Annotated in this window: 13 protein-coding genes; 5 read left to right on the forward strand and 8 right to left on the reverse strand. The window is 72.0% G+C overall.

Going from position 1 to position 19,312, the window contains the following annotated elements; all coding sequences use genetic code 11:
* Positions 1-36: 36 nt before the first annotated feature.
* From ACH34Q_RS13530 to ACH34Q_RS13560, 7 genes are all read right to left on the reverse strand, one after another.
* The gene (locus tag ACH34Q_RS13530) at positions 37-1,311 is read right to left on the reverse strand and encodes a hypothetical protein (RefSeq protein ID WP_395983214.1); all 1,275 of its coding nucleotides are present in this window, start codon (positions 1,309-1,311) and stop codon (positions 37-39) included.
* Positions 1,312-1,467: 156 nt separating this feature from the next.
* Positions 1,468-2,265: a WecB/TagA/CpsF family glycosyltransferase gene (locus ACH34Q_RS13535; protein WP_395983215.1), complete on the reverse strand. Its 798-nt coding sequence runs from the start codon at positions 2,263-2,265 to the stop codon at positions 1,468-1,470.
* A gap of 129 nt (positions 2,266-2,394) precedes the next feature.
* Positions 2,395-3,372 carry a sulfite exporter TauE/SafE family protein gene (locus ACH34Q_RS13540; protein ID WP_395983216.1) on the reverse strand — a complete coding sequence of 326 codons (978 nt, stop codon included), beginning with the start codon at positions 3,370-3,372 and terminating at the stop codon, positions 2,395-2,397.
* 67 nt (positions 3,373-3,439) lie between these two features.
* Positions 3,440-4,924 carry an adenylyl-sulfate kinase gene (gene cysC, locus ACH34Q_RS13545; RefSeq protein WP_395983217.1) on the reverse strand — a complete coding sequence of 495 codons (1,485 nt, stop codon included), beginning with the start codon at positions 4,922-4,924 and terminating at the stop codon, positions 3,440-3,442.
* A gap of 161 nt (positions 4,925-5,085) precedes the next feature.
* Positions 5,086-5,883, reverse strand: coding sequence for a class I SAM-dependent methyltransferase (locus ACH34Q_RS13550; protein ID WP_395983218.1), 798 nt, complete (start codon positions 5,881-5,883; stop codon positions 5,086-5,088).
* A gap of 200 nt (positions 5,884-6,083) precedes the next feature.
* Positions 6,084-7,637, reverse strand: coding sequence for an MFS transporter (locus tag ACH34Q_RS13555; protein WP_395983219.1), 1,554 nt, complete (start codon positions 7,635-7,637; stop codon positions 6,084-6,086).
* Positions 7,634-8,230 carry a TetR/AcrR family transcriptional regulator gene (locus ACH34Q_RS13560; protein WP_395983220.1) on the reverse strand — a complete coding sequence of 199 codons (597 nt, stop codon included), beginning with the start codon at positions 8,228-8,230 and terminating at the stop codon, positions 7,634-7,636. The genes ACH34Q_RS13555 and ACH34Q_RS13560 overlap by 4 nt, the downstream gene beginning before the upstream one ends.
* 308 nt (positions 8,231-8,538) lie before the next feature.
* Here ACH34Q_RS13560 and mfd point away from each other — a divergent pair, with 308 nt between their 5' ends.
* The 5 genes from mfd to ACH34Q_RS13585 all read left to right on the forward strand — a co-directional run bounded on the left by mfd (position 8,539) and on the right by ACH34Q_RS13585 (position 17,586).
* Positions 8,539-12,153 carry a transcription-repair coupling factor gene (gene mfd, locus ACH34Q_RS13565; protein ID WP_395983221.1) on the forward strand — a complete coding sequence of 1,205 codons (3,615 nt, stop codon included), beginning with the start codon at positions 8,539-8,541 and terminating at the stop codon, positions 12,151-12,153.
* A 90-nt stretch (positions 12,154-12,243) separates the two neighbouring features.
* A complete protein-coding gene (locus ACH34Q_RS13570) occupies positions 12,244-12,912 on the forward strand; it encodes a hypothetical protein (protein WP_395983222.1) in 669 nt (222 codons plus the stop codon).
* A gap of 3 nt (positions 12,913-12,915) precedes the next feature.
* Entirely contained in the window at positions 12,916-13,965 is a 1,050-nt protein-coding gene (locus ACH34Q_RS13575; RefSeq protein ID WP_395983223.1) for a MazG family protein, read from the forward strand.
* Between the two features lie 61 nt (positions 13,966-14,026).
* The gene (locus ACH34Q_RS13580; RefSeq protein ID WP_395983224.1) at positions 14,027-16,462 is read left to right on the forward strand and encodes a penicillin-binding protein; all 2,436 of its coding nucleotides are present in this window, start codon (positions 14,027-14,029) and stop codon (positions 16,460-16,462) included.
* A gap of 167 nt (positions 16,463-16,629) precedes the next feature.
* Positions 16,630-17,586, forward strand: a complete 957-nt coding sequence (locus tag ACH34Q_RS13585; protein WP_395983225.1) for an NADP-dependent oxidoreductase — start codon at positions 16,630-16,632, stop codon at positions 17,584-17,586.
* Between the two features lie 257 nt (positions 17,587-17,843).
* Here ACH34Q_RS13585 and ACH34Q_RS13590 read toward each other — a convergent pair whose 3' ends face one another.
* Complete coding sequence (locus tag ACH34Q_RS13590) at positions 17,844-19,112, reverse strand: sensor histidine kinase (protein WP_395983226.1); 1,269 nt, start codon at positions 19,110-19,112, stop codon at positions 17,844-17,846.
* Positions 19,113-19,312 lie beyond the last annotated feature (200 nt).

Genomic DNA, 19,312 nt, shown 5'->3' on the forward strand with positions numbered 1-19,312 from the left:
GACCGTGGGCCATGGACCGTCCTCTCTCCGTTACCGCTACGGTAGCGGGAACATTCCGATCCGGCCGTGGTACTCCTTGCCGAGCTGGTCGGTGTCGCTACCCACGTATAGCCCCTTGGGTGTGGCCACCAGCGCCTCGACACCATGCCCGCGGCTGCGGGTCGGGTTCCACGACATGGCCTTGCCGTTGGTCGGGCTCAGCGCCGCGATCCCGGGGCGGGCGACGGCGCCGGGACCGGCGAAGTCGGATCCGTAGGGGTTGTCGTGCCACCGCTGGTGCCCGCCGACGTACACGGCCGCGCCGGTGACCGCCGTGGACAGCAGCGTGTCGCCGCCGGTCCAGTTGACCCAGGTCGGGTCCTGTCCCGAGCCCGTGCGGCCGGTCTCCCAGCGGGCGGCGGTGTCGCAGAGCTGGGCGCGGCCGTACGGCCCGCCCGTCGTGGTCACCACGAAGTAGGAGCCGTCGGGTGAGAAGTCCATGCCGCGCATGTAGGTGTCGAACGCCCGGGGGTTGCACGCGGTGGCGTAGCGCTCGGTCGACCACGAGGTGAGCGCGGCCGGCGAGGCGGCGGTGTCGATCATGGCGATCTGGTACCGGCGGACCCCGTTCACCTGGGTGAACGTGCCGTTGACGACCATCCGCGTGCCCTGCGGGTTGACGATGAGTTCCTGGACCTTCAGGGTCCCCGCGCGCGGGCTGCTCGGCGTGATCTTGAACGTGGGGTCGACGGCGCCCGTGGTGCTGTTCAGCCGGACCAGCGCGGGCTGGTTCTTGCCCGCGACCTGCGTGAACGCCCCGCCGATGTAGAGCTTGGCGCCGCGCCGTACCACGGCCGAGACCCGGCCCCAGGGGATCTTCGCCTGGAACGTCTTGACCGGTGCGCCGGTGGTCGCCAGCAGCAGTGCCACGGTGCCGGTCTTGGTCCCGTTGACGTTCTTGAACGTGCCGCCCGCGTAGACGGTGCCGCTCGCGCCGGTCTCCAGCGTGTAGACCGTGCCGTCGACCTTGGGGACGAACTTCGTGTCGATCTTGCCGGTGGCGGCGTCGAAGGCGAACACGTTGGCGCGGGCGATGGTCGGCTTGCCGGAGCCGGCCTCCTTCACCTTGGTGAAGTTGCCGCCGACGACGACCCGGGTGCCCACGACCGCGATGGCGCGCACGGTGCCGTCGAGCACGTGGGGGGTGTTGTTCGCGGGGTTGGTCGACACCACCGCCGAGTGGGCCATGTCGGCCGACGCGGGTGGAGCCGCCAGCGGGATGGTCACGACGAGAGCACCCAGTGCTGTCGTCGCCATAGAACGCGGGCGCATGTCGTCACTCCACGGTCGGATGGTCTGGGACGGCTCTTTGTACCATGATGATCACGTTGGTGTGCTCTGTTCCCATGAACAGGCTCCCGTCGCCCCGTGTCACACGATTTCCGTCATCGCGGCTTCCTGTGGTATCGAGGCGACGCTGCCATCGGGTCAGCGCTGGCGCCCGTTCCGGATCCGGTACGCCAGTACCCGCCAGACATAGGTGCCGAGCTCGATGGTGTAGCGCCGCCAGAGCCGGCGGGGCTCGCGGGCCAGCCGGTAGAGGAAGCCGACGCGCAGCTTGAGGACCCAGCGCGGGTAGTACGAGCGCCGTTCGGCGAGATGCTCGAAGTAGGCGCCGCAGGTGAAGATCACCGGCACCTCGAGCCGGTCCCGGTACTCGGTGACGAAGCGCTGCTGGAGGGGCGTTCCCAGGCCGACGTGCAGGATGTCGGGACGGGCCGCGTTGATCTCCTTGACCAGCTGCTCGGCGACGTCGGCGGGGATGCGCCCGTCCGGGCCGGCCCAGTGGCCGTGCTGGGTCCCGGTGATCCGCAGGCCCGGATACCACCGGCGCAGGTTGTCGGCCGCCGCGTCCGCCACGCCGGGGGCGTTGCCGAAGAGGTGGACGCCCCAGCGCTCATCGGTGGGTACGCCGAACAGCTCGTCGGTGAGGTCGTCGTTGGCCATCCGCTGCGGGACCGGCCGCCCGAAGATCCGGGAGGCCATCACCACGCCCCAGCCGTCGGCCAGGACCAGGTCGAAACCGTTGATCATGTCGCGCAGCTCGGGGTCCTTGGCGGCCTTGAGCACGTAGTCGGGATTGGCGAAGGTGACGGTGAGCCGTTCCCCCGCCTGGATGGCCGCCGCCATCAGCCTCGTGAGCGCGGGGGCGTCGGCCCGGCTGACCCGCACTCCAAGAACGTCAACGGTGTCCTGCCGCCATGCGGCCTCGATGGCCCCCCTCATCGCGCTGAACGGCTCCTTACCAGGTAGTTGTCGCGGAGACCAGGAACGGGGGCAGCGTACCGGTTCGGTGGCCTGCCGGTTCGCCGGGAGCCGTATTTCCGTCATGTCCCGTACAGGAAAGGGCGGCCCTCAGGCGTCGCCGGCCGGTACCCGCAGGTCCTCCTCGGGCCGGTCGGTGGCGTCCGCCGCCAGCCGGGCGTGCACCTGCCGGCGCACGAAGATCCAGGTCAGCCAGCTGGCCGCCGCCAGCGCGAGCAGGGACCAGGCGAGCGCGGTCGTGGAGAGCCCGAACATCTTCAGCGCCGACGCGACCAGGACGAAGGCCAGCAGCCGCCGGATCAGACCGCCGGGCGCGCGGGAGGAGATCCGCGAGCCGATGTAGACGCCGGGGATGGAGCCGACCAGCAGCGCCGTGGTGACCTCCATCTGGAAGTCGCCGAACAGCAGGTGCCCGATCGCCGCGGCCATCACCAGCGGTACGGCCTGCATCAGGTCGGTGCCGACCAGCTGGTTGGCCTTCAGCGCGGGGTAGAGGGCCAGCAGCGCCACGATGATCAGCGAGCCGGAGCCGACCGAGGTGATGCCCACGACCAGCCCGCCCACGGCGCCGACCAGCACGGTGGGGATCGGGCGGACGGTGATCTCGGGGGCGTCGGTGGCGGCGGGTGAGCCCGGCGCCGCCGTCCGCCGGTCGGCGCCGGTGTGCCGCGCGGCGCGGTCGCGCATCGCCTGGTAGCCGCGGACGACCAGGCCGAAGGCGGCGATCAGCAGGGCGATGCCCATCGCGATCTCGATCACGTGCTGGACGTCCTGGCCGCTGCCCAGGGCCTTGGCGACCAGGACCCCGCAGAAGGCGGACGGTACGGAGCCCACGCACAGCCAGGCGACCAGGCGCATGTTGATCGTGCCCTGGCGGTAGTGCACCGCGCTGCCGACCGGCTTCATCACCGCGGCGGCCACCAGGTCGCTGGAGACCGCGGCCAGCGGGCTGACGCCGAAGAACGTCACCAGCATCGGGGTCATCAGGGCGCCGCCGCCCATGCCGGTCAGCCCGACGACGATGGCCACCAGGAACGAGCCCAGCGCCATCGCCCAATCGAAGTCCATCGCTATGTCCTACCGGATATATCGGAATTGTTCAGATGTCAGGATACGAGGTGGTCCCGGCATGGAATCAGGCGGGGCGGACCCAGCCGCCGTTGGCCAGCAGGTCCAGGACCTGGCCGACGGCCTCGTCCGGTGCCATCCGCGACGTGTCCAGCACCAGGTCGGCGTCGCCGGGCTCCTCGTACGGGTCGGAGATCCCGGTGAACTCGGGGATCAGCCCGGCGCGGGCCTTGGCGTACAGCCCCTTGCGGTCGCGCCGCTCGCACTCCTCCAGCGGCGTGGCGACATGCACCAGGACGAAGTCGCCGACCGACGCCACCATCCGGCGCACCTCCGCGCGGGTCTGCGCGTACGGGGCGATCGGCGCGCAGATCGCGACCCCGCCGTGCCGGGTGACCTCGGCCGCGACATAGCCGATCCGCCGGATGTTGAGGTCGCGGTCGGCCTTGGAGAAGGTCAGCCCGGCCGACAGCAGCCGCCGTACGACGTCGCCGTCCAGCAGCGAGACCGTACGGCCGCCGCGCTCGATCAGCGCGTCGGCCAGCCCCCGCGCCACCGTCGACTTGCCCGAGCCCGACAGGCCGGTGAAGAAGACCGTGATGCCGCGCCGGTGCTTGGGCGGGCGGGCCACCGCCAGCTCGGTGGCCACCGCGGGCGGCGTGAACCAGTCGGGGACCGGGTCGCCGCGGTCCAGCAGCTCGCCGAGCCGCTCGGGGGTCAGCTCCGCCTGGACGTGGTCGGGCTCGATCCGGGCCACCGGCCGCCACACCTCGACGTCGGCGTCGTACGCCCAGGGCTCGGGGACCACGACCGGGATCGCGGTGCCCTCGATCTCCTTCCCGGCCAGTTCCTCCCCGGCCAGCAGGTGGGTCGCGCCGTACGCGGCGGCCACGTGCGAGCGCAGCAGCAGATCGCGCTGCTCGTCATCGCGCCGGGGCAGCGGGATCGGGACGACCTGTGCCCCCTCGGGAAGCTCCTTGCGGACCGCCAGCAGCGCCCGGACCAGCGCCTCGTCGTGCTCGCCGCCCATCAGCGCCAGCACCAGGACCCGGGCGTCGAGCCGTTCGGCGACCTGGCGCAGCTGCCCGAGCTGCTTGCGGTGCAGCGGCTCGCGGGTCGCGACGCCCAGCACCGGGCCCTCGTGCGGCCGGATCTCGTCGGGGCGCAGTCGCAGTCCGTGGAACGGTCCGTGCGCGGGAGCGCGCAGGGCCTCCAGCGTGCCCGCCAGGCGCCAGCCCTGGGAGGTCGGGTCCTGCCATGCCTCGGCGACGTCGAGCACGGCCAGCGGCACGCCCTCGGGATCCTGCAGGACGACCCGCTCGTGCGCGGTGAGGTCCTTGGGCACCGTGAGGGTCACCGGGACCGGCCAGGGCGTACCGTCCGCCAGCCGCCCGCCCGCGATCACCATCGCGGTGTCGAACGATCCGAGGAACCCGGCCAGCGGGCCGTACACGCCGGCCAGCAGCGACTCCAGATCCGCGAGCTCGGTCGCGTCCGGGGTCCATGCGGGCAGGTCGCGCAGCGTGTCGGGAAGGCCGGATTCGGCGGTCACCGCGATCTCCGATCCCGCCCGGGAACGATTCCGGGCTGGTGCAGGTCAACAGGGGTTTCCGCAGAAAACTACCGAGCCGGGGAGGGTGCGCGCACCTCGGCCCGCCCGGCGCGGTGTCGGGCGGGCTCGCAATGCCGCTTGAAAACGGGGCCCGCGACGGCTCAGATCACCCGGGCGAAGCGGTTCTCCGGCTTGCGGATCACCAGGGTCACCTCGCTGTGCTCGCTGGTGAGGCGCCGCCGGCTCAGCGCCGAGACCAGCCGGCACAGCGCCCCCACGAGACCGGTTCCGGCCCCGAGCGCGTCCAGCGCGTCGCGGGAGGTGTACTCCTCGGCGATCACCAGCCCGCGCATCACGCAGTACCACCGCATGCCCTGCCGGGAGGCCACCCGCTCGTAGACCGCGGGCGGCGGCGGCACCGGTGCCCGCCCGGCGCCCGGCTCCAGCTTGGCCAGCCCGCGCCACATCGACTCCCGCATCCAGCGCGGCAGCCTGCGGTCGAGGAATCCGAACGCGGTGTCGCGGTCGCGCAGCCGTACCAGCAGCAGCCCGCCGGGCCGCAGCCCGGCCACGAACCGGTCGAGGACCAGCTCGGCGTGCGGTACCCGCTCGATGAGGAACGGCGCGTGCACGACGTCGTACGCGCGGGGCGGCATCGGCACCGTGCGCAGGTCGCCCAGATGCCAGGCGTCCAGATCGCCGCGCTCGCGGGTGTGCGCGCGCAGCGCGGGGGCATCGAGATCGACGCCCGTGGTCTGGTGCTCGCGGGCCCCCAGATCGAGCCCCCGGCCCCAGCCGCAGCCGGCCTCCAGGACGTGCAGGTCCACCAGTGGCTTCTCGCGGGCGTACGCACGGGCCCGGGCCGAGAACAGGCCGCCGACCTCCTCGGGCGGCGGAAGCGATTCGCCGTCGTGGTCCTCCGCCGGACGGCGGGGGACTCCCTTGACCGAGCTGGCCATGAGACCCGCTCCTTTCCGGGTGATGGAACTCCGGGTGGTCGACGCACGGTTCTGACGTCCGCAACTCGCAGAGTAATCGTCCGACTGCGGAGTGTCCGCCATTTGTTCACTCTTGGCGAGTGACGTGTCGCCCCTTGATCAGGGAACTCTTGCCCCCGCGCCGCCCGGCCCCCGTGCCGCCCGACCCGTGCTGGACGGGCTCAGTGCTGGACGGCGGAGACGTCCAGATCGCGCGGGGCCAGCCACCAGACCAGGAGGGCGGTGGCGATCATCAGGACGCCGCCGGCCAGGCTCGCTCCCTCCAGGGACGTGGTGAACGCGGCCTGGGCCCGTTCGACGAGGCCGGTCTGGCCGGTCTGGGCGGCGACCTCCATGGCACCGGCGATCGACTCGCGCGCGGCGTCGGCGGCGGGGCCGGTGACGCCCCGTTCGGCGAGCCAGGCGAACGACACGTCGGCGCGGTAGGCGGCGGCGGCCACGCTGCCCAGGATCGCGACGCCGAGCGCGGAGCCCAGCTCGAAGCTCGTCTCGTCCACGGCCGCGGCGCTGCCGGACTTCTCCGGCGGCGCGCCCGCCATGATCACGGCGGACGCGATCGCGAGCGAGCCCATCCCGGCGCCGACCAAGAACAGGGACACCGCGACCGTGACGTACGACATCGGCTCCGGCCCCAGGGCCATCACCAGGAAACCGCTGCCGCTGACCGCGAGGCCACCGGCCAGGACGGTACGGGTGCCGATCAGCCCGGCCAGGGCGGGTGCCGCGGGGGACACCAGTGCCGCGCCGATGGCCAGGGGGAGCAGCCGGACGCCGGTCTCCAGCGTTCCGTACCCCTGGACGAGCTGCATCCACTGGGCGAGCAGCAGGAGCATCGCGGCGGCGGCGAGGCTGGTGCTGAGCGCCGCGATCGCGCCGGAGGAGAACGCGGGGCGGCGGAACAGCCGGATCTCCAGGATCGGGTACGGGATGCGCAGGCACCGGACGACGAAGGAGGTCAGGGTCACGGCGGCGATCACGGCGGCGGCGATCGCGTCGGGGGCGGCGAGGCCGTCCTTGCCGAAGTGCTTGATGGCGTAGACGAGCGTGATCATGCCGACGATGGACAGGACCGTTCCCAGCGCGTCCCAGCGGCCGGGGCGGTGCGAGCGCGACTCCGGCAGCAGGACGATCCCGGCGATGATCGCCACGACCATCACCGGCACGTTGACCAGGAAGGCCGAGTGCCAGCTGAACGCCTCCAGCAGCGCGCCGCCGACGATCGGGCCGATCGCGGCGCCGGCCGCCGCGGTGGTCGCCCACACGCCCAGCGCGGTGGCCCGCTCGCGCGGCTCGGTGAACAGGTGGCGGATCATGGAGAGGGTGGACGGCATGATCATCGCGCCGCCGACGCCGAGCAGCGCCCGTACCGCGATGACCTCCCCCGGTGAGTCGGCGAGGAGGACCCCGGCCGAGGCCAGCCCGAAGACGGTGAAGCCCGCCAGCAGCATCCGGCGGCGGCCCCAGCGGTCGCCGAGCGCGGCCACGGTGACCAGCAGCCCCGACACCACGAGGGCGTAGACGTCCACGATCCACAGCAGCTGTACGGAGTCCGGCCGCAGTTCGGTGGACATCGCGGGCAGCGCCACGTTCAGGATGGTGATGTCCATGGTGATGAGCAGCAGGCTCGCCGACAGCACGGCGAGCCCGGCCCAGCGGCGCGGATGCGCGGGCGGCGGCGCCGCGGCGGCGTCGGGGCCCGGCTTGGCGATCGTCATGTTCCGCTCTTCTCAGGATCGTGATCGTGGCCGGTATCGGGGCCGGCGCCCCGCATGAAGGTGGTCAGCAGCAGGTCCGCCGCGTCACGGCGGGCGAAGTCGCCTCGCCGCAGGCCTTCGCGGGCCCCGATCAGCAGCCCGTACAGGGCGTCGCTGACCCAGCGCGGCGGCAGGCCGGGACGCAGGACCCCGGCCCGCTGGGCGGCGGCGATGAAGCCGATCTCGAGTTCCTCCAGGCGTCCCGACCACGCGGCCACGTCGGGCAGGCCGTAGATGAAGTGGTCGGTCAGGGCGAAGCCGTACTCGTCGATCGCGTCGATGTAGCCGCGCAGCAGGCCCCGCAGGGCGGTGGCGAGCACGTCGGGGTCACCGGACGAGGTGGCACTTTCCAGGCCGATGTCGTGGTGGATGCCTTCCCAGGCGGCGACGGCGCGCAGGGCCACCTTGTGCAGCAGGGCCTCACGAGTGGCGAAATGCCGGTGCAGCGTCGCCCGGCTGACCCCGATCGCCTCCGCCAGCTGCGCCATCGAGACAGTCGGATCCTCGTTCAGCCGCCGGGTGGCGGCCGCGAGGATCGCGTCTTCCTTGGTCATCCGAGTTCCTGTCCACCGGTTCGCCCACCGGTTCGCCCACTGGCTGCTTGATCATCTGAGTCATCCATGCCTCATATGAGACAACTTTGTCTCACTATACCGGAATGGCGCGACCTGTCCCTCTCTGCCATCCCGCCCTGCCATCTCGCCCGCCATCCCGCCTGTGGCCCATCCGGAGCCCGTCTGCGGAAGGTGCGCGCGGGCGCGTAGGGTGGTAGGCGATACCGGGGCCTGCGGAGGTTCGCCCGGTTCTTCGGGCTGCCCCGCGACGCGCGGGCGCCCGCCCGGCGGGGAGTAGCGGGCAGAGAATGACCCTTAGCGGACTTGTTGATCTTGCGTGCACCGACCCTGGACTGGAGCGCGCGCTCAAGCGGGCGCGCGTCGACCACGACCTGGTGGCGCCGCCGTCGCTGTGGCCGATCCTGGCCTCGGCCCTGACCCGGAGGATCGGGGACGGCGTCGTCCTGGCGGTGACCGCCACCGGCCGCGAGGCCGAGGACCTGACGTCGGCCCTGACCAGCCTGCTCGACGCGGGCCGGGTGGCGCACTTCCCGGCGTGGGAGACGCTGCCGCACGAGAAGCTGTCGCCGCGCGCGGACACGGTCGGCCAGCGCCTGGCGGTACTGCGCCGCCTCGTGCATCCCGAGCTCGTGCAGTCGGAGCTCGTGCAGTCGGAGCTTGTGCATCCCGGGGCGGGGGAGAGCGCCAGCGGGCCGGAGAAGTCCGGCCGGCTCGAGGTCGTGGTCACCCCCGTACGGGCGATCCTGCAGCCGATCGTGTCCGGCCTGGCCGACCTGGAGCCGGTCCGGCTGCGCGGCGGCGAGGACGCCGATCTCGACGAGGCCGTCCGGAGCCTGGTCGAGGCCGGGTACCACCGCGTCGACCTGGTCGAGAAGCGCGGCGAGATCGCCGTGCGCGGCGGCATCCTGGACGTGTTCCCGCCGACCGAGGAGCACCCGCTCCGGGTCGAGTTCTGGGGCGACACGGTCGAGGAGATCCGCTATTTCAAGGCCGCCGACCAGCGCTCGCTGGAGATCGCCCAGGACGGACTGTGGGCCCCGCCGTGCCGCGAGCTGCCGCTGACCGAGGCCGTCCGCGAGCGCGCCCGGCTGCTGGCCGCCGAGCACCCGTCGCTGGAGGAGATCCTCACCCGGATCGCCGACGGCGACACCGTCGAGGGCATGGAGGCGTTCTCGCCCGTCCTCGCCGAGGACATGGAGCTGCTGACCGACCTGCTGCCGGAGGGTTCGGCGCTGCTGGTCTGCGAGCCGGAACGGATCCGGACCCGCTCGGTCGAGCTGGTCCGTACGAGCCAGGAGTTCCTTGAGGCGAGCTGGGTCAACGCCGCCGCCGGTGGCGCCGCTCCGATCGACCTGGGAGCCGCCGCGTTCCGTTCCCTGGAGGAGGTCCGCGAGCACACCGGCGAGCTGGGCCTGACCCGCTGGACGGTCACCGCGCTCAACCCTCTCAGCACGGGGGATTCAGACGGATCGTCCCCCCTGGACGACCCGTCCTCCGTGGAGGACACAGGGGGAGCGGTCAACCTGGGGGTGCAGACGGCCGAGGCGTACCGCGGCGACACCGCGCGCGTCATCGGCGACCTCAAGCGCTGGATCGACGGCGGCTGGCGGGTCGCCCTGGTCACGCCCGGCCACGGCCCCGCAGAACGGCTCGTACAGCTGGTGGGAGAGGAAGGCCTCGGCGCCACCCTCACCGACCTCGCCGAGCCGCCCAGGCCGGCGCTCGTCAACGTCTCCACGGGACTGCTCGACCACGGCTTCGTCTGGGAGAGCATCAAGCTCGCCGTCCTGACCGAGTCCGACCTGTCCGGGCAGAAGTCGTCCACCAAGGACATGCGCCGCATGCCGTCGCGGCGGCGCGGCGGCGTCGACCCGCTGCAACTGCACGCCGGTGACTACGTCGTGCACGAGCAGCACGGCGTCGGCCGGTACGTGGAGATGGTCAGCCGCAAGATCCAGGGCGCCACCCGCGAGTACCTGATCCTCGAGTACGCCAAGGGCGACAAGCTGTTCGTCCCGACCGACCAGCTCGAGGAGCTGACCCGGTACGTGGGCGGCGAGGCCCCGAGCCTGCACCGGCTCGGCGGCGCCGACTGGCAGAAGGCCAAGTCCCGGGCGCGCAAGGCGGTCAAGCAGATCGCCGGCGAGCTGATCCGGCTCTACTCGGCCCGGATGGCGAGCCCCGGCCACGCGTTCGGCCAGGACACCCCGTGGCAGCGGGAGCTGGAGGACGCGTTCCCGTACGTGGAGACGCCCGACCAGCTCGCCGCCATCGACGAGGTCAAGGAGGACATGGAGCGGCCGATCCCGATGGACCGGCTGATCTGCGGCGACGTCGGCTACGGCAAGACCGAGATCGCGGTCCGCGCCGCGTTCAAGTCCGTCCAGGACGGCAAGCAGGTCGCGGTGCTGGTGCCGACGACCCTGCTCGTCCAGCAGCACATGTCCACGTTCTCCGAACGGTTCGGCGCGTTCCCCGTGGTGGTCAAGCCGATCAGCCGGTTCCAGGCCGACAAGGAGATCGACGAGACCCTGCGCGGGCTCGCCGACGGCGCCGTGGACGTGGTCGTGGGCACGCACCGGATCCTGTCCGCGCAGACCCGGTTCAAGAACCTCGGCCTGGTGATCATCGACGAGGAGCAGCGCTTCGGCGTCGAGCACAAGGAGGAGCTCAAGCGGCTCCGTACCCAGGTGGACGTGCTGGCGATGTCGGCCACCCCGATCCCGCGCACCCTGGAGATGGGACTGACCGGCATCCGCGAGATGTCGACCATCCTCACCCCGCCCGAGGAGCGGCACCCGATCCTCACGTTCGTCGGCCCGTACGAGGAGAAGCAGATCGCCGCGGCGGTCCGGCGCGAGCTGCTGCGCGAGGGCCAGGTGTTCTTCGTGCACAACCGGGTCCGCTCGATCAACAAGGTCGCGGCCAACCTGCAGCAGCTCGTCCCCGAGGCGCGGATCGCCGTCGCGCACGGCCAGATGAACGAGCAGCAGCTCGAGAAGGTCATGGTCGACTTCTGGGAGAAGAACTACGACGTCCTGGTCGCCACCACGATCGTCGAGTCGGGCCTGGACGTCCCCAACGCCAACACGCTGATCGTGGACCGCGCCGACATGTACGGGCTCTCCCAGCTGCACCAGCTGCGCGGCCGGGTCGGCCGCGGCCGGGAACGCGCGTACGCCTACTTCCTGTACCCGCCCGAGGTGCCGCTCACCGAGACCGCGCACGAGCGGCTGTCCACCCTCGCCCAGCACACCGAGATGGGCGCGGGCATGTACGTGGCGATGAAGGACCTGGAGATCCGCGGCGCCGGCAACATCCTGGGCGCCGAGCAGTCGGGCCATGTCGCCGGCGTGGGCTTCGACCTCTACGTCCGGATGGTCGGCGAGGCCGTACGGGAGCTGAAGGAGGGCGGGACGGTCACCGAGATGCCCGACACCCGGGTCGAGCTCCCGGTCGACGCGCACCTGCCGCACGAGTACGTCCCGGGCGAGCGGCTCCGCCTCGACGCGTACCGGCGGATCGCCGCGATCACCTCCGACGACGAGATCGGCGCGGTGCACGACGAGCTGAAGGACCGCTTCGGCCCGCTGCCCGTACCGGTCCTCAACCTGCTGGAGGTCGCGCGCTTCCGGGCGCGGGCCCGCAAGGCGGGGCTCACGGACGTGACCGTTCAGGGCAACTTCATCAAGTTCGCGCCGGTGGACCTGCCCGACTCCCGCCAGGTGCGGCTGCAGCGCCTCTACCCCAAGAACGTGCTGAAGCAGAACGTGAAGACGCTCCTGATCCCCGCGCCCAAGACGGCGCCCCTCGGCGGTCGTCCGCTGCGCGACCAGGAGCTGCTCAAATGGGCCACCGACCTGGTGGACGCTCTGTTCCTGGAGTCGCCGACCAAGGCCTAGGCTGGCGGCTCACTTCATGCACGCTCCTGCAGGTGAATTCGATGTTGCGGGGCGGCAATGCTGAGGAGCCGAACGACGAGATGGGGACCTGTGTCCGGTAGAACGATCAAGGCCGCGGCCGCCGCGCTGGTGGCGGCCGTCGCGCTGGCCGGCTGCGGCGGCGGGCCGCTGAAGATGGGCGCCGCCGCCCTCGTCGGCGACGACCGCATCGCCGTCTCCACGCTCGACACGGCGGTCACGGACTGGCAGCGGGAGTTCCGCGCCGACCCGGTCGCCAATCAGTTGCGCTCGGACCCGCGCATGCAGGACCAGCGGAACGGCTCCGAGCCGCTCACCGAGTCCGACCTGCGCGACGCCCTCGACATGCTGGTGTACTTCCGGATCGGCGACGAGGTGGCCCGCCGCAACGGCGTCACGGTGTCGCAGGGCCAGATCGACCAGATCGTGGCCGCGCTCGAGCAGCGCGGCGGCGCCGACTCGCTGGTACGGTCCCGCGGCCTGCCCGCCCGGCACGCCCGCGACCTGGCCAAGGTCATCGGCGTGGAGACGCTGGTGGCGCAGAAGTACGGGGCGTCCCCCGATCCCCGTGCCGCCGAGCAGAACGCCGGGGCACAGCGGCAGACGGCGCGGCAGTTCGTCGAGACGGCCGAGGGCATGAAGATCCGGGTCAACCCGCGGTTCGGCTCGTTCGAGCCCGCCAAGATCGCCATCACCCCCGTGAAGTACACCCTGTCCGCCACGGAGTCGGGAATCCGCTGATCCATGAGTGCCAAGCCGTCCCGCAAGGGCGCCGCCAACGCCGCCAAGACCGCCCAGCTCGCCAAAATAGCCCAGAAGGCCAAGCCGGGGCTGGTCCTGCTCGCCACCACGCACCGGGTCGCCCCCGGGCTGCTGACCTGGCGGGGGTGGGAGACGCTGCGTTCGGCCGGGCGGGTGCTGGCCGGGAGCCAGGATCACCCGCTGCTGCCGTACGTCCTGGACGCGGGCGTGGTCGTCGAGGTGACCGAGCCGGTCGCGCGGGAGCTGGTGGACGCCGCGCGCGGTGAACGGGTCGTGTGGCTGGCGGCCCCGGACGGTGACGAGCGGCTGATGCGGGAGATCGGGCAGATCGCGGTCGAGGACCCGGTGGACATCGAGGTCCTGCACGGCTCGTACGACCTGCCGGGCGCGCGGCTGCTGGATCTGGTCGCGGTGATGGACACGCTGCGCCGCGAATGCCCGTGGGACGCCCAGCAGACCCATGAGTCGCTGGTGCGCTACCTGCTGGAGGAGTCGTACGAGGTCGCCGAGACCGTCGAGGAGGGCGACTACGGCGCGCTGCGCGAGGAACTGGGCGACGTGCTGATGCAGGTCGCGTTCCATTCGGTGGTGGCGGCCGAGCGCGAGGACGAGACCGCGTTCACGATCGACGACGTGGCGGCCGGGATCGTCGACAAGCTGGTCCGGCGGCATCCGCACGTGTTCGCCGACGTCGCGGTGTCGGGGGCCGACGAGGTCAACGCCAACTGGGAAGAGATCAAGGCGGCCGAGCGGGCGGACAAGGACGGCGGCGAGGCGTCGGCGCTCGACGGCGTGCCGATCGCGCAGCCCGCGCTGTCGCTGGCGGCGCAACTGCAGCGGCGGGCGGGCCGGCTCGAGGTCCCCGACGAGCTGTTCCCGGCGGGCGGCGGCGTGGGGGAGCGGCTGTTCGAACTCGTCCGGCAGGCCCGCGACGAAGGCCGTGATCCCGAGGCGGAATTGCGGGCGGTCTCCCGGGTATTCCGGGATCGTGTCCAGGCCTGGGAGAGGGAGCAGAGCGTCCCGAGCGGGTGAGTTCGCCCGAAAGATCGCCCTAAGGGTGGTCGGCGGGGTGCGGCTTGTCTACTCTGAGCGCGTGCTCGCTGAGGCTCAGGAGGACCACGAGGCGGGGCTCTGGCGTCCGGCCGAGGCCGGGCCCGTCACCGGGTCCGACCGGGTCCGAGCGATCCGCGAGCTGGGCGGGTACGGGCTCCTGGCCGGAATCCTGGTGGCGCTGCTCATGCTGCCGGTGGCCTGTACGACCGGGGTCGGCGCGCGCGACACGGCCCACTGGTTCCAGCGCGATCCCGACGATCTGAACACGGCGGGCGTCCCGCAGCGGTCCCGGATCCTGGCGGACGACGGCTCCGTCCTCGCCACGTTCTTCTTCGAGAACCGGGTGAACGTCCGGCTCGACCAGATCGCACCGGACGTCCGCAAGGCCGTGCTGGCGATCGAGGACAGCCGGTTCTACGAGCACGGCGCCCTCGACTCGCAGGGCACGCTGCGCGCCCTGGTCAGCAATCTGGACTCCGGCGAGGTCACCCAGGGCGGCTCGGGGATCACCCAGCAGTACGTGAAGAACCTGCTGTTCACCCAGGCCGAGACGGAGGAGGAGCAGGTCGCGGCCAAGGAGGTCACCGCCGCGCGCAAGATCCGCGAACTGCGGTACGCGGTGGCGATGGAACGCCGCTTCTCCAAGGACGAGATCCTCACCCGCTACCTCAACATCGCCTACTTCGGCGGTGGCGCGTACGGGATCGAGGCCGCCGCCCGGCACTACTTCGACAAGCCCGCCGCCCGCCTCACGCTGCCGGAGGCGGCGCTGCTCGCCGGAGTGATCCGGCTCCCGCACGCCTACGACCCCGTACAGCGCCCGGAGGCGGCACGCGAGCGCCGCGACGTGGTGCTCGACCGGATGGCCGAACTGGGCTGGCTGCCCCAGGACCAGGCGGACGCGGCCAAGCGGCGGCCGCTCGGACTGGACGTCACCAAGACCGTCAACGGCTGCGTCTCCAGCGTCGCCCCGTTCTTCTGCGACTACGTCCAGCGCGAGATCCTCACCAACCCGGTGTTCGGCGAGACGGCCGAGGAACGGCGGCGGCTGCTCAAGCGGGGCGGCCTCACGATCCGTACGACGCTGGACCGCAAGACGCAGAAGGCCGCCCAGCGCGCGGTCGACCGGCACGTACCGCGCAAGAACTCCGCGGGCAAGGCCGCCGCCGAAGCGCTGGTCGAACCCGGTACCGGCGAGATCAAGGGCATGGTCGTCGACCGCAAGCTGGGCTCGGACCGCGAGCGCGGCAAGACCTGGATCAACTTCGCCGCCGACGCCAGCCACGGGTCCAGCATCGGGATGCAGGCCGGGTCGACGTTCAAGGCCTTCACACTGGCCGCCGCGCTGGAGGAGGACATGGCGTTCGGCGACCGGCTGATGGCGCCGCGGCGGTTCACCCCGACCGGCTTCCGCGACTGCAAGGGCCGGCCGGTCAACAGCACCGACAGCCTGCGCAACTCCGCCGACGGCGAGGGCGGCCGGATGTTCAGCCTGGTCACCGGTACGCAACACTCGGTCAACACGTTCTTCCTCGCACTGGAACGCGAGGTCGGGCTGTGCGACACGGTCAAGATGGCCGAACGGCTCGGGATGCGGCAGGCCAACGGCAAGCCGATGGAGCAGTTCCCCTCGTTCACGCTCGGGTTCAACCAGGTGTCGCCGCTGCGGCTGGCCGCCGCGTACGCCGCGTTCGGCGCGCGCGGGCGCTACTGCGAGCCGATCGCCATCAAGCAGATCACCGACTCCACCGGCAAGAAGCTGAAGGTGCCCCGCGCCCGCTGCGAGCAGGCGATCGACAAGGGCGTGGCGGACGCGGTCAACCACGTCCTGCGCGGAGTGCTCACCAAGGGCACCGCGCGGGGGATGGGGCTCGGCCGCCCGGCCGCCGGCAAGACCGGGACCGTCGACAACTTCTCGGCCGCCTGGTTCGCCGGATACACCCCCGACCTGGCCGCCGCCGTCTGGGTCGGCGACCCGCGCGGCGGCTACAAGCACCCGATGACCAGCCTGTGCATGGACGGCCGCTGCTACGGGTCGGTGTTCGGCGCGACGATCCCCGCGCCCATCTGGCAGGAGAGCATGCTCGGCGCGCTGTCGGGACGCGCGGCGACGTCGTTCCACCGCCCGCCGTCGCACTACTTCAGCAAGGGATCGGGCGAGGACAAGACCGAACTGCCCGACGTACGGGGAATGGACGTCCGGGACGCCATCGCGAAACTGCGCGCCGCCGGCTTCCGGCCGTACGTCGGAAGTGCCGTCACCTCCGACGAATTCGTGGAAGGCACCGTGGCGGAGATGTCGCCGGGGCCCGGCCAGGCCGAGCCGGGCATCAGCGTCACCCTCCGCCCCAGCAAGGGCGACGGTGACCGCGACGGCAGTGACCCGGACGACGAACTGCCGCGCCCGCCCGAACCGGATCCGCCGGGCACCCCGCTGCCGACGATCACGCCCCGTCCAGGCACGGGCCCGGACTGACCGGCAGGGCTGACCGGCAGTGTTGATCGGCAGGCTGATCGGCAGGGTTGACCGGCGGTGTTGATCGGCAGGGTTGACCGGCAGGACTGCCTGACACGCGGGGCTGACCGGCGGGTTTGTGTGACGGGCCGCCGGTCGGGTAGATCGTTCCCCAGGGGGAAGTCGTCATGCGCACCATCGCCATCAATGAGATCGGCGCCACTCCGGCGGCGATGAACCTGCCGGATCCGGAACCGGGCCCGGCCCAGTCCCGCGTCAAGATCATCGCGGCCGGGCTCAACCCGCTGGACTGGAAGATCGCCGACGGGGCGCTCAAGGACTCCGTCCCGTACACGTTCCCGCTCGTCCTGGGCGTGGACGGCGCGGGCGTGGTCGACGCGGCGGGCCCGGACGCCCGGTTCGGCGTCGGCGAGCAGGTCTTCGGCCGGTTCTTCGGGGTGTCGCGCGGGGTGGGGACGTACGCCGAGTACGCGATCGCCACCGAGGACGACGCCGTGATCCCGATACCCGAGGGCATGCTCTACACCAAGGCCGCCGCACTGCCGACCGCGGGCATGACCGCGCTGAAGGTGGTCGAGGAGGCCGGTGTCGGGCAGGCCGGTGTCGAGGACGGCAAGAGCGTCCTCATCGTCGGCGCCACCGGAGGCGTCGGCCGGCCCGCCGTACGGCTCGCCGCGAGCCGCGGCGCCACCGTGATCGCCACCGCCCGCCCGAACTCGGCCGCCGCGATGCGCGAACTGGGCGCGGCCGAAACCATCGACCACGGCCGCGGAGACCTGCGCGAACAGGTACGCGCCGTCCGCCGCGACGGAGTCGACGCGATCATCGACCTGGTCAGCGACCGTACGGCCGCCGAACGCCTGGCCGCGCTGCTGCGTCCCGGCGGCGTCTACGTCAGCACGGTCTGGGCGGTGAACCCCGACGCGCTGGAGGCCCAGGAGATCCGCGGCGTCAACCTCGACTACACGCCCACCACGGACCTGCTCCAACGCGCCGTCGAACTGGTCGAGGCGGGCGACATGCGGATCGAAGTGGAGGAGGAGATCCCCCTGAAGGAGGCTCCCGCCGCCCTGACCCGGAGCCGCACAGGAACATCCAGCGGCAAAACAGTAATCCGGCTGTAGCTCTGTGGGGGGACGACCCCCCACGCCCCCCGAGGGTGGGGCGCGCACCCCCTGCGCTCGCCGGGGGCTCGCTCCGGGGGCGCCCGCCCCACAGCAGGGGGCTTCGCCCCCTGCACCCCCACCGGGGGCTCCGCCCCCTGGCCCCCAACACCTGGGGGCTCCGCCCCCTTGCCCCCTGGGCGCAGGCTAGGGGCCTCCTCACCTTGCCGCCAGGCGTGGGGTGGTCACGTGCGTGGGTGGGGTGGGCTTGAAGTCGGTCATCCTGGGGGGAGTCGTAGGACGAAGCGGGCGCCGGGCTGGTCGTCGGTGCGTTCGGCCAGGATCAGTGTGCCGCCGTGGGCGGTGGCGATGTCGCGGGAGACCGCCAGGCCGAGTCCGGTGCCGCCGGCGTCGCGGTGGCGGCCCTCGTCGAGGCGGGTGAAGCGCTCGAAGACGCGCTCGCGGTCGGCGGCGGCGATGCCGGGGCCGTCGTCGATCACCTCTACGACGGCCGTTCCGTCCGGCTCGGCGCGTACGGTGATGGTCACCGAGGTCGCGGCGTGCCGGTCGGCGTTGTCGAGGAGGCTGGTGATGAGCCGGCCCAGTTCCGAGCGGCCGCCGTTCACGATCACGGGGTCGCCGTCGGTCACCGCGAAACGGGACCGCCGGGGCCGGCGCAGCACCTCCTGGTCGGCCAGCATCTGCAGGTCGACCGGTTCCCGGGCGAAGTTGGGGTTCGCCTCCAGCCGGGCGATGGCGAGCAGGTCGTCCAGTACGGCGTGCAGCCGCTCGGTGTTGGCCAGTACGGCCTCCAGCGTCTCGTACGGGTCGGACGCGTCGGGGTCCGACAGTGCGAGCTCCAACTCCATCCGCAGGCCGGTCAGCGGACTGCGCAGCTCGTGCGAGACGTCGGCGACATAGCCGCGCAGCCGGGCCACCGCGCCCTCCAGGCGGTCCAGCGTGGCGTTCACGCTCTTGGCGAGCCGGGCCACCTCGTCGCGGTGCTCGGGGACCGGTACGCGGCGCTGCAGGTCGGTGGCGGTGATCTCGTCGAGTTCGGCGCGGATCGCGTCGACGGGGTCCATCATCCGGCCGGCCGCGCGCCAGACCCCGTACCCTGTCAGCCCCGCCAGGACCGGAACGCTGGCCGCCATCAGCGCCGCCAGTTGCGGATGGGGGACCAGCCCGGGTTCGGGTGCGAGCGTGTAGACCACCCGCCGATCGTTGCCGGTTCCGAGCGCGAAGGCGATCACGATGAAGCACGGCCCACCCGGTGCCTGGATGTGGCAGCTCCGCCCGTGCCTGCGTCCCTCCGACGGAGCGGGCGCGGGGAACTTCACCCGCGGATATCCGGCCATGCCCTCGCTGGCCGAGACCACCCGGCCCTCGGCGTTCACGACCTGGATCAGCTCAGGCCCGACCGCCCGCGGGGACAGCCGCCCTTCCTGGGCGACGAACACCACCCGGCCGCCAGCGTTGGCCAGCACGACCCGGACGTTGGAGATGTCCTCGCGGCGCACGAGCACCAGGAGCAACACGAACGCCATGGTCGCGATCAGCCCGGACAGCAGTGTGGCCCAAGCGGTGATGCGCGTCCGGATGGACGGCGAGAAGGGCGCTCGCCGCCGCGCCCACAAGCGGGTGGGCGGCTCTGGGGCCGTGGGATCGCGTGCTCGCACCGCACAGGCGTTCCCCGGCTCAGGTAAACCGGACCCCGGCCCCAGGCCAACACCCCGTGTGGCAAGGC

The sequence above is a fragment of the Actinomadura sp. 9N407 genome (assembly GCF_044326315.1).
GTDB lineage: Bacteria > Actinomycetota > Actinomycetes > Streptosporangiales > Streptosporangiaceae > Spirillospora.

Bases quoted from the DNA above. Each gene is read 5' to 3' on its own strand.
- ACH34Q_RS13585 (WP_395983225.1), top strand. From the start codon at position 16,630: ATGCGCACCATCGCCATCAATGAGATCGGCGCCACTCCGGCGGCGATG.
- ACH34Q_RS13590 (WP_395983226.1), bottom strand. From the start codon at position 19,112: ATGGCGTTCGTGTTGCTCCTGGTGCTCGTGCGCCGCGAGGACATCTCC.
- ACH34Q_RS13540 (WP_395983216.1), bottom strand. From the start codon at position 3,372: ATGGACTTCGATTGGGCGATGGCGCTGGGCTCGTTCCTGGTGGCCATC.
- ACH34Q_RS13560 (WP_395983220.1), bottom strand. From the start codon at position 8,230: ATGACCAAGGAAGACGCGATCCTCGCGGCCGCCACCCGGCGGCTGAAC.
- ACH34Q_RS13555 (WP_395983219.1), bottom strand. From the start codon at position 7,637: ATGACGATCGCCAAGCCGGGCCCCGACGCCGCCGCGGCGCCGCCGCCC.
- ACH34Q_RS13550 (WP_395983218.1), bottom strand. From the start codon at position 5,883: ATGGCCAGCTCGGTCAAGGGAGTCCCCCGCCGTCCGGCGGAGGACCAC.
- ACH34Q_RS13575 (WP_395983223.1), top strand. From the start codon at position 12,916: ATGAGTGCCAAGCCGTCCCGCAAGGGCGCCGCCAACGCCGCCAAGACC.
- ACH34Q_RS13535 (WP_395983215.1), bottom strand. From the start codon at position 2,265: ATGAGGGGGGCCATCGAGGCCGCATGGCGGCAGGACACCGTTGACGTT.
- mfd (WP_395983221.1), top strand. From the start codon at position 8,539: ATGACCCTTAGCGGACTTGTTGATCTTGCGTGCACCGACCCTGGACTG.
- ACH34Q_RS13530 (WP_395983214.1), bottom strand. From the start codon at position 1,311: ATGCGCCCGCGTTCTATGGCGACGACAGCACTGGGTGCTCTCGTCGTG.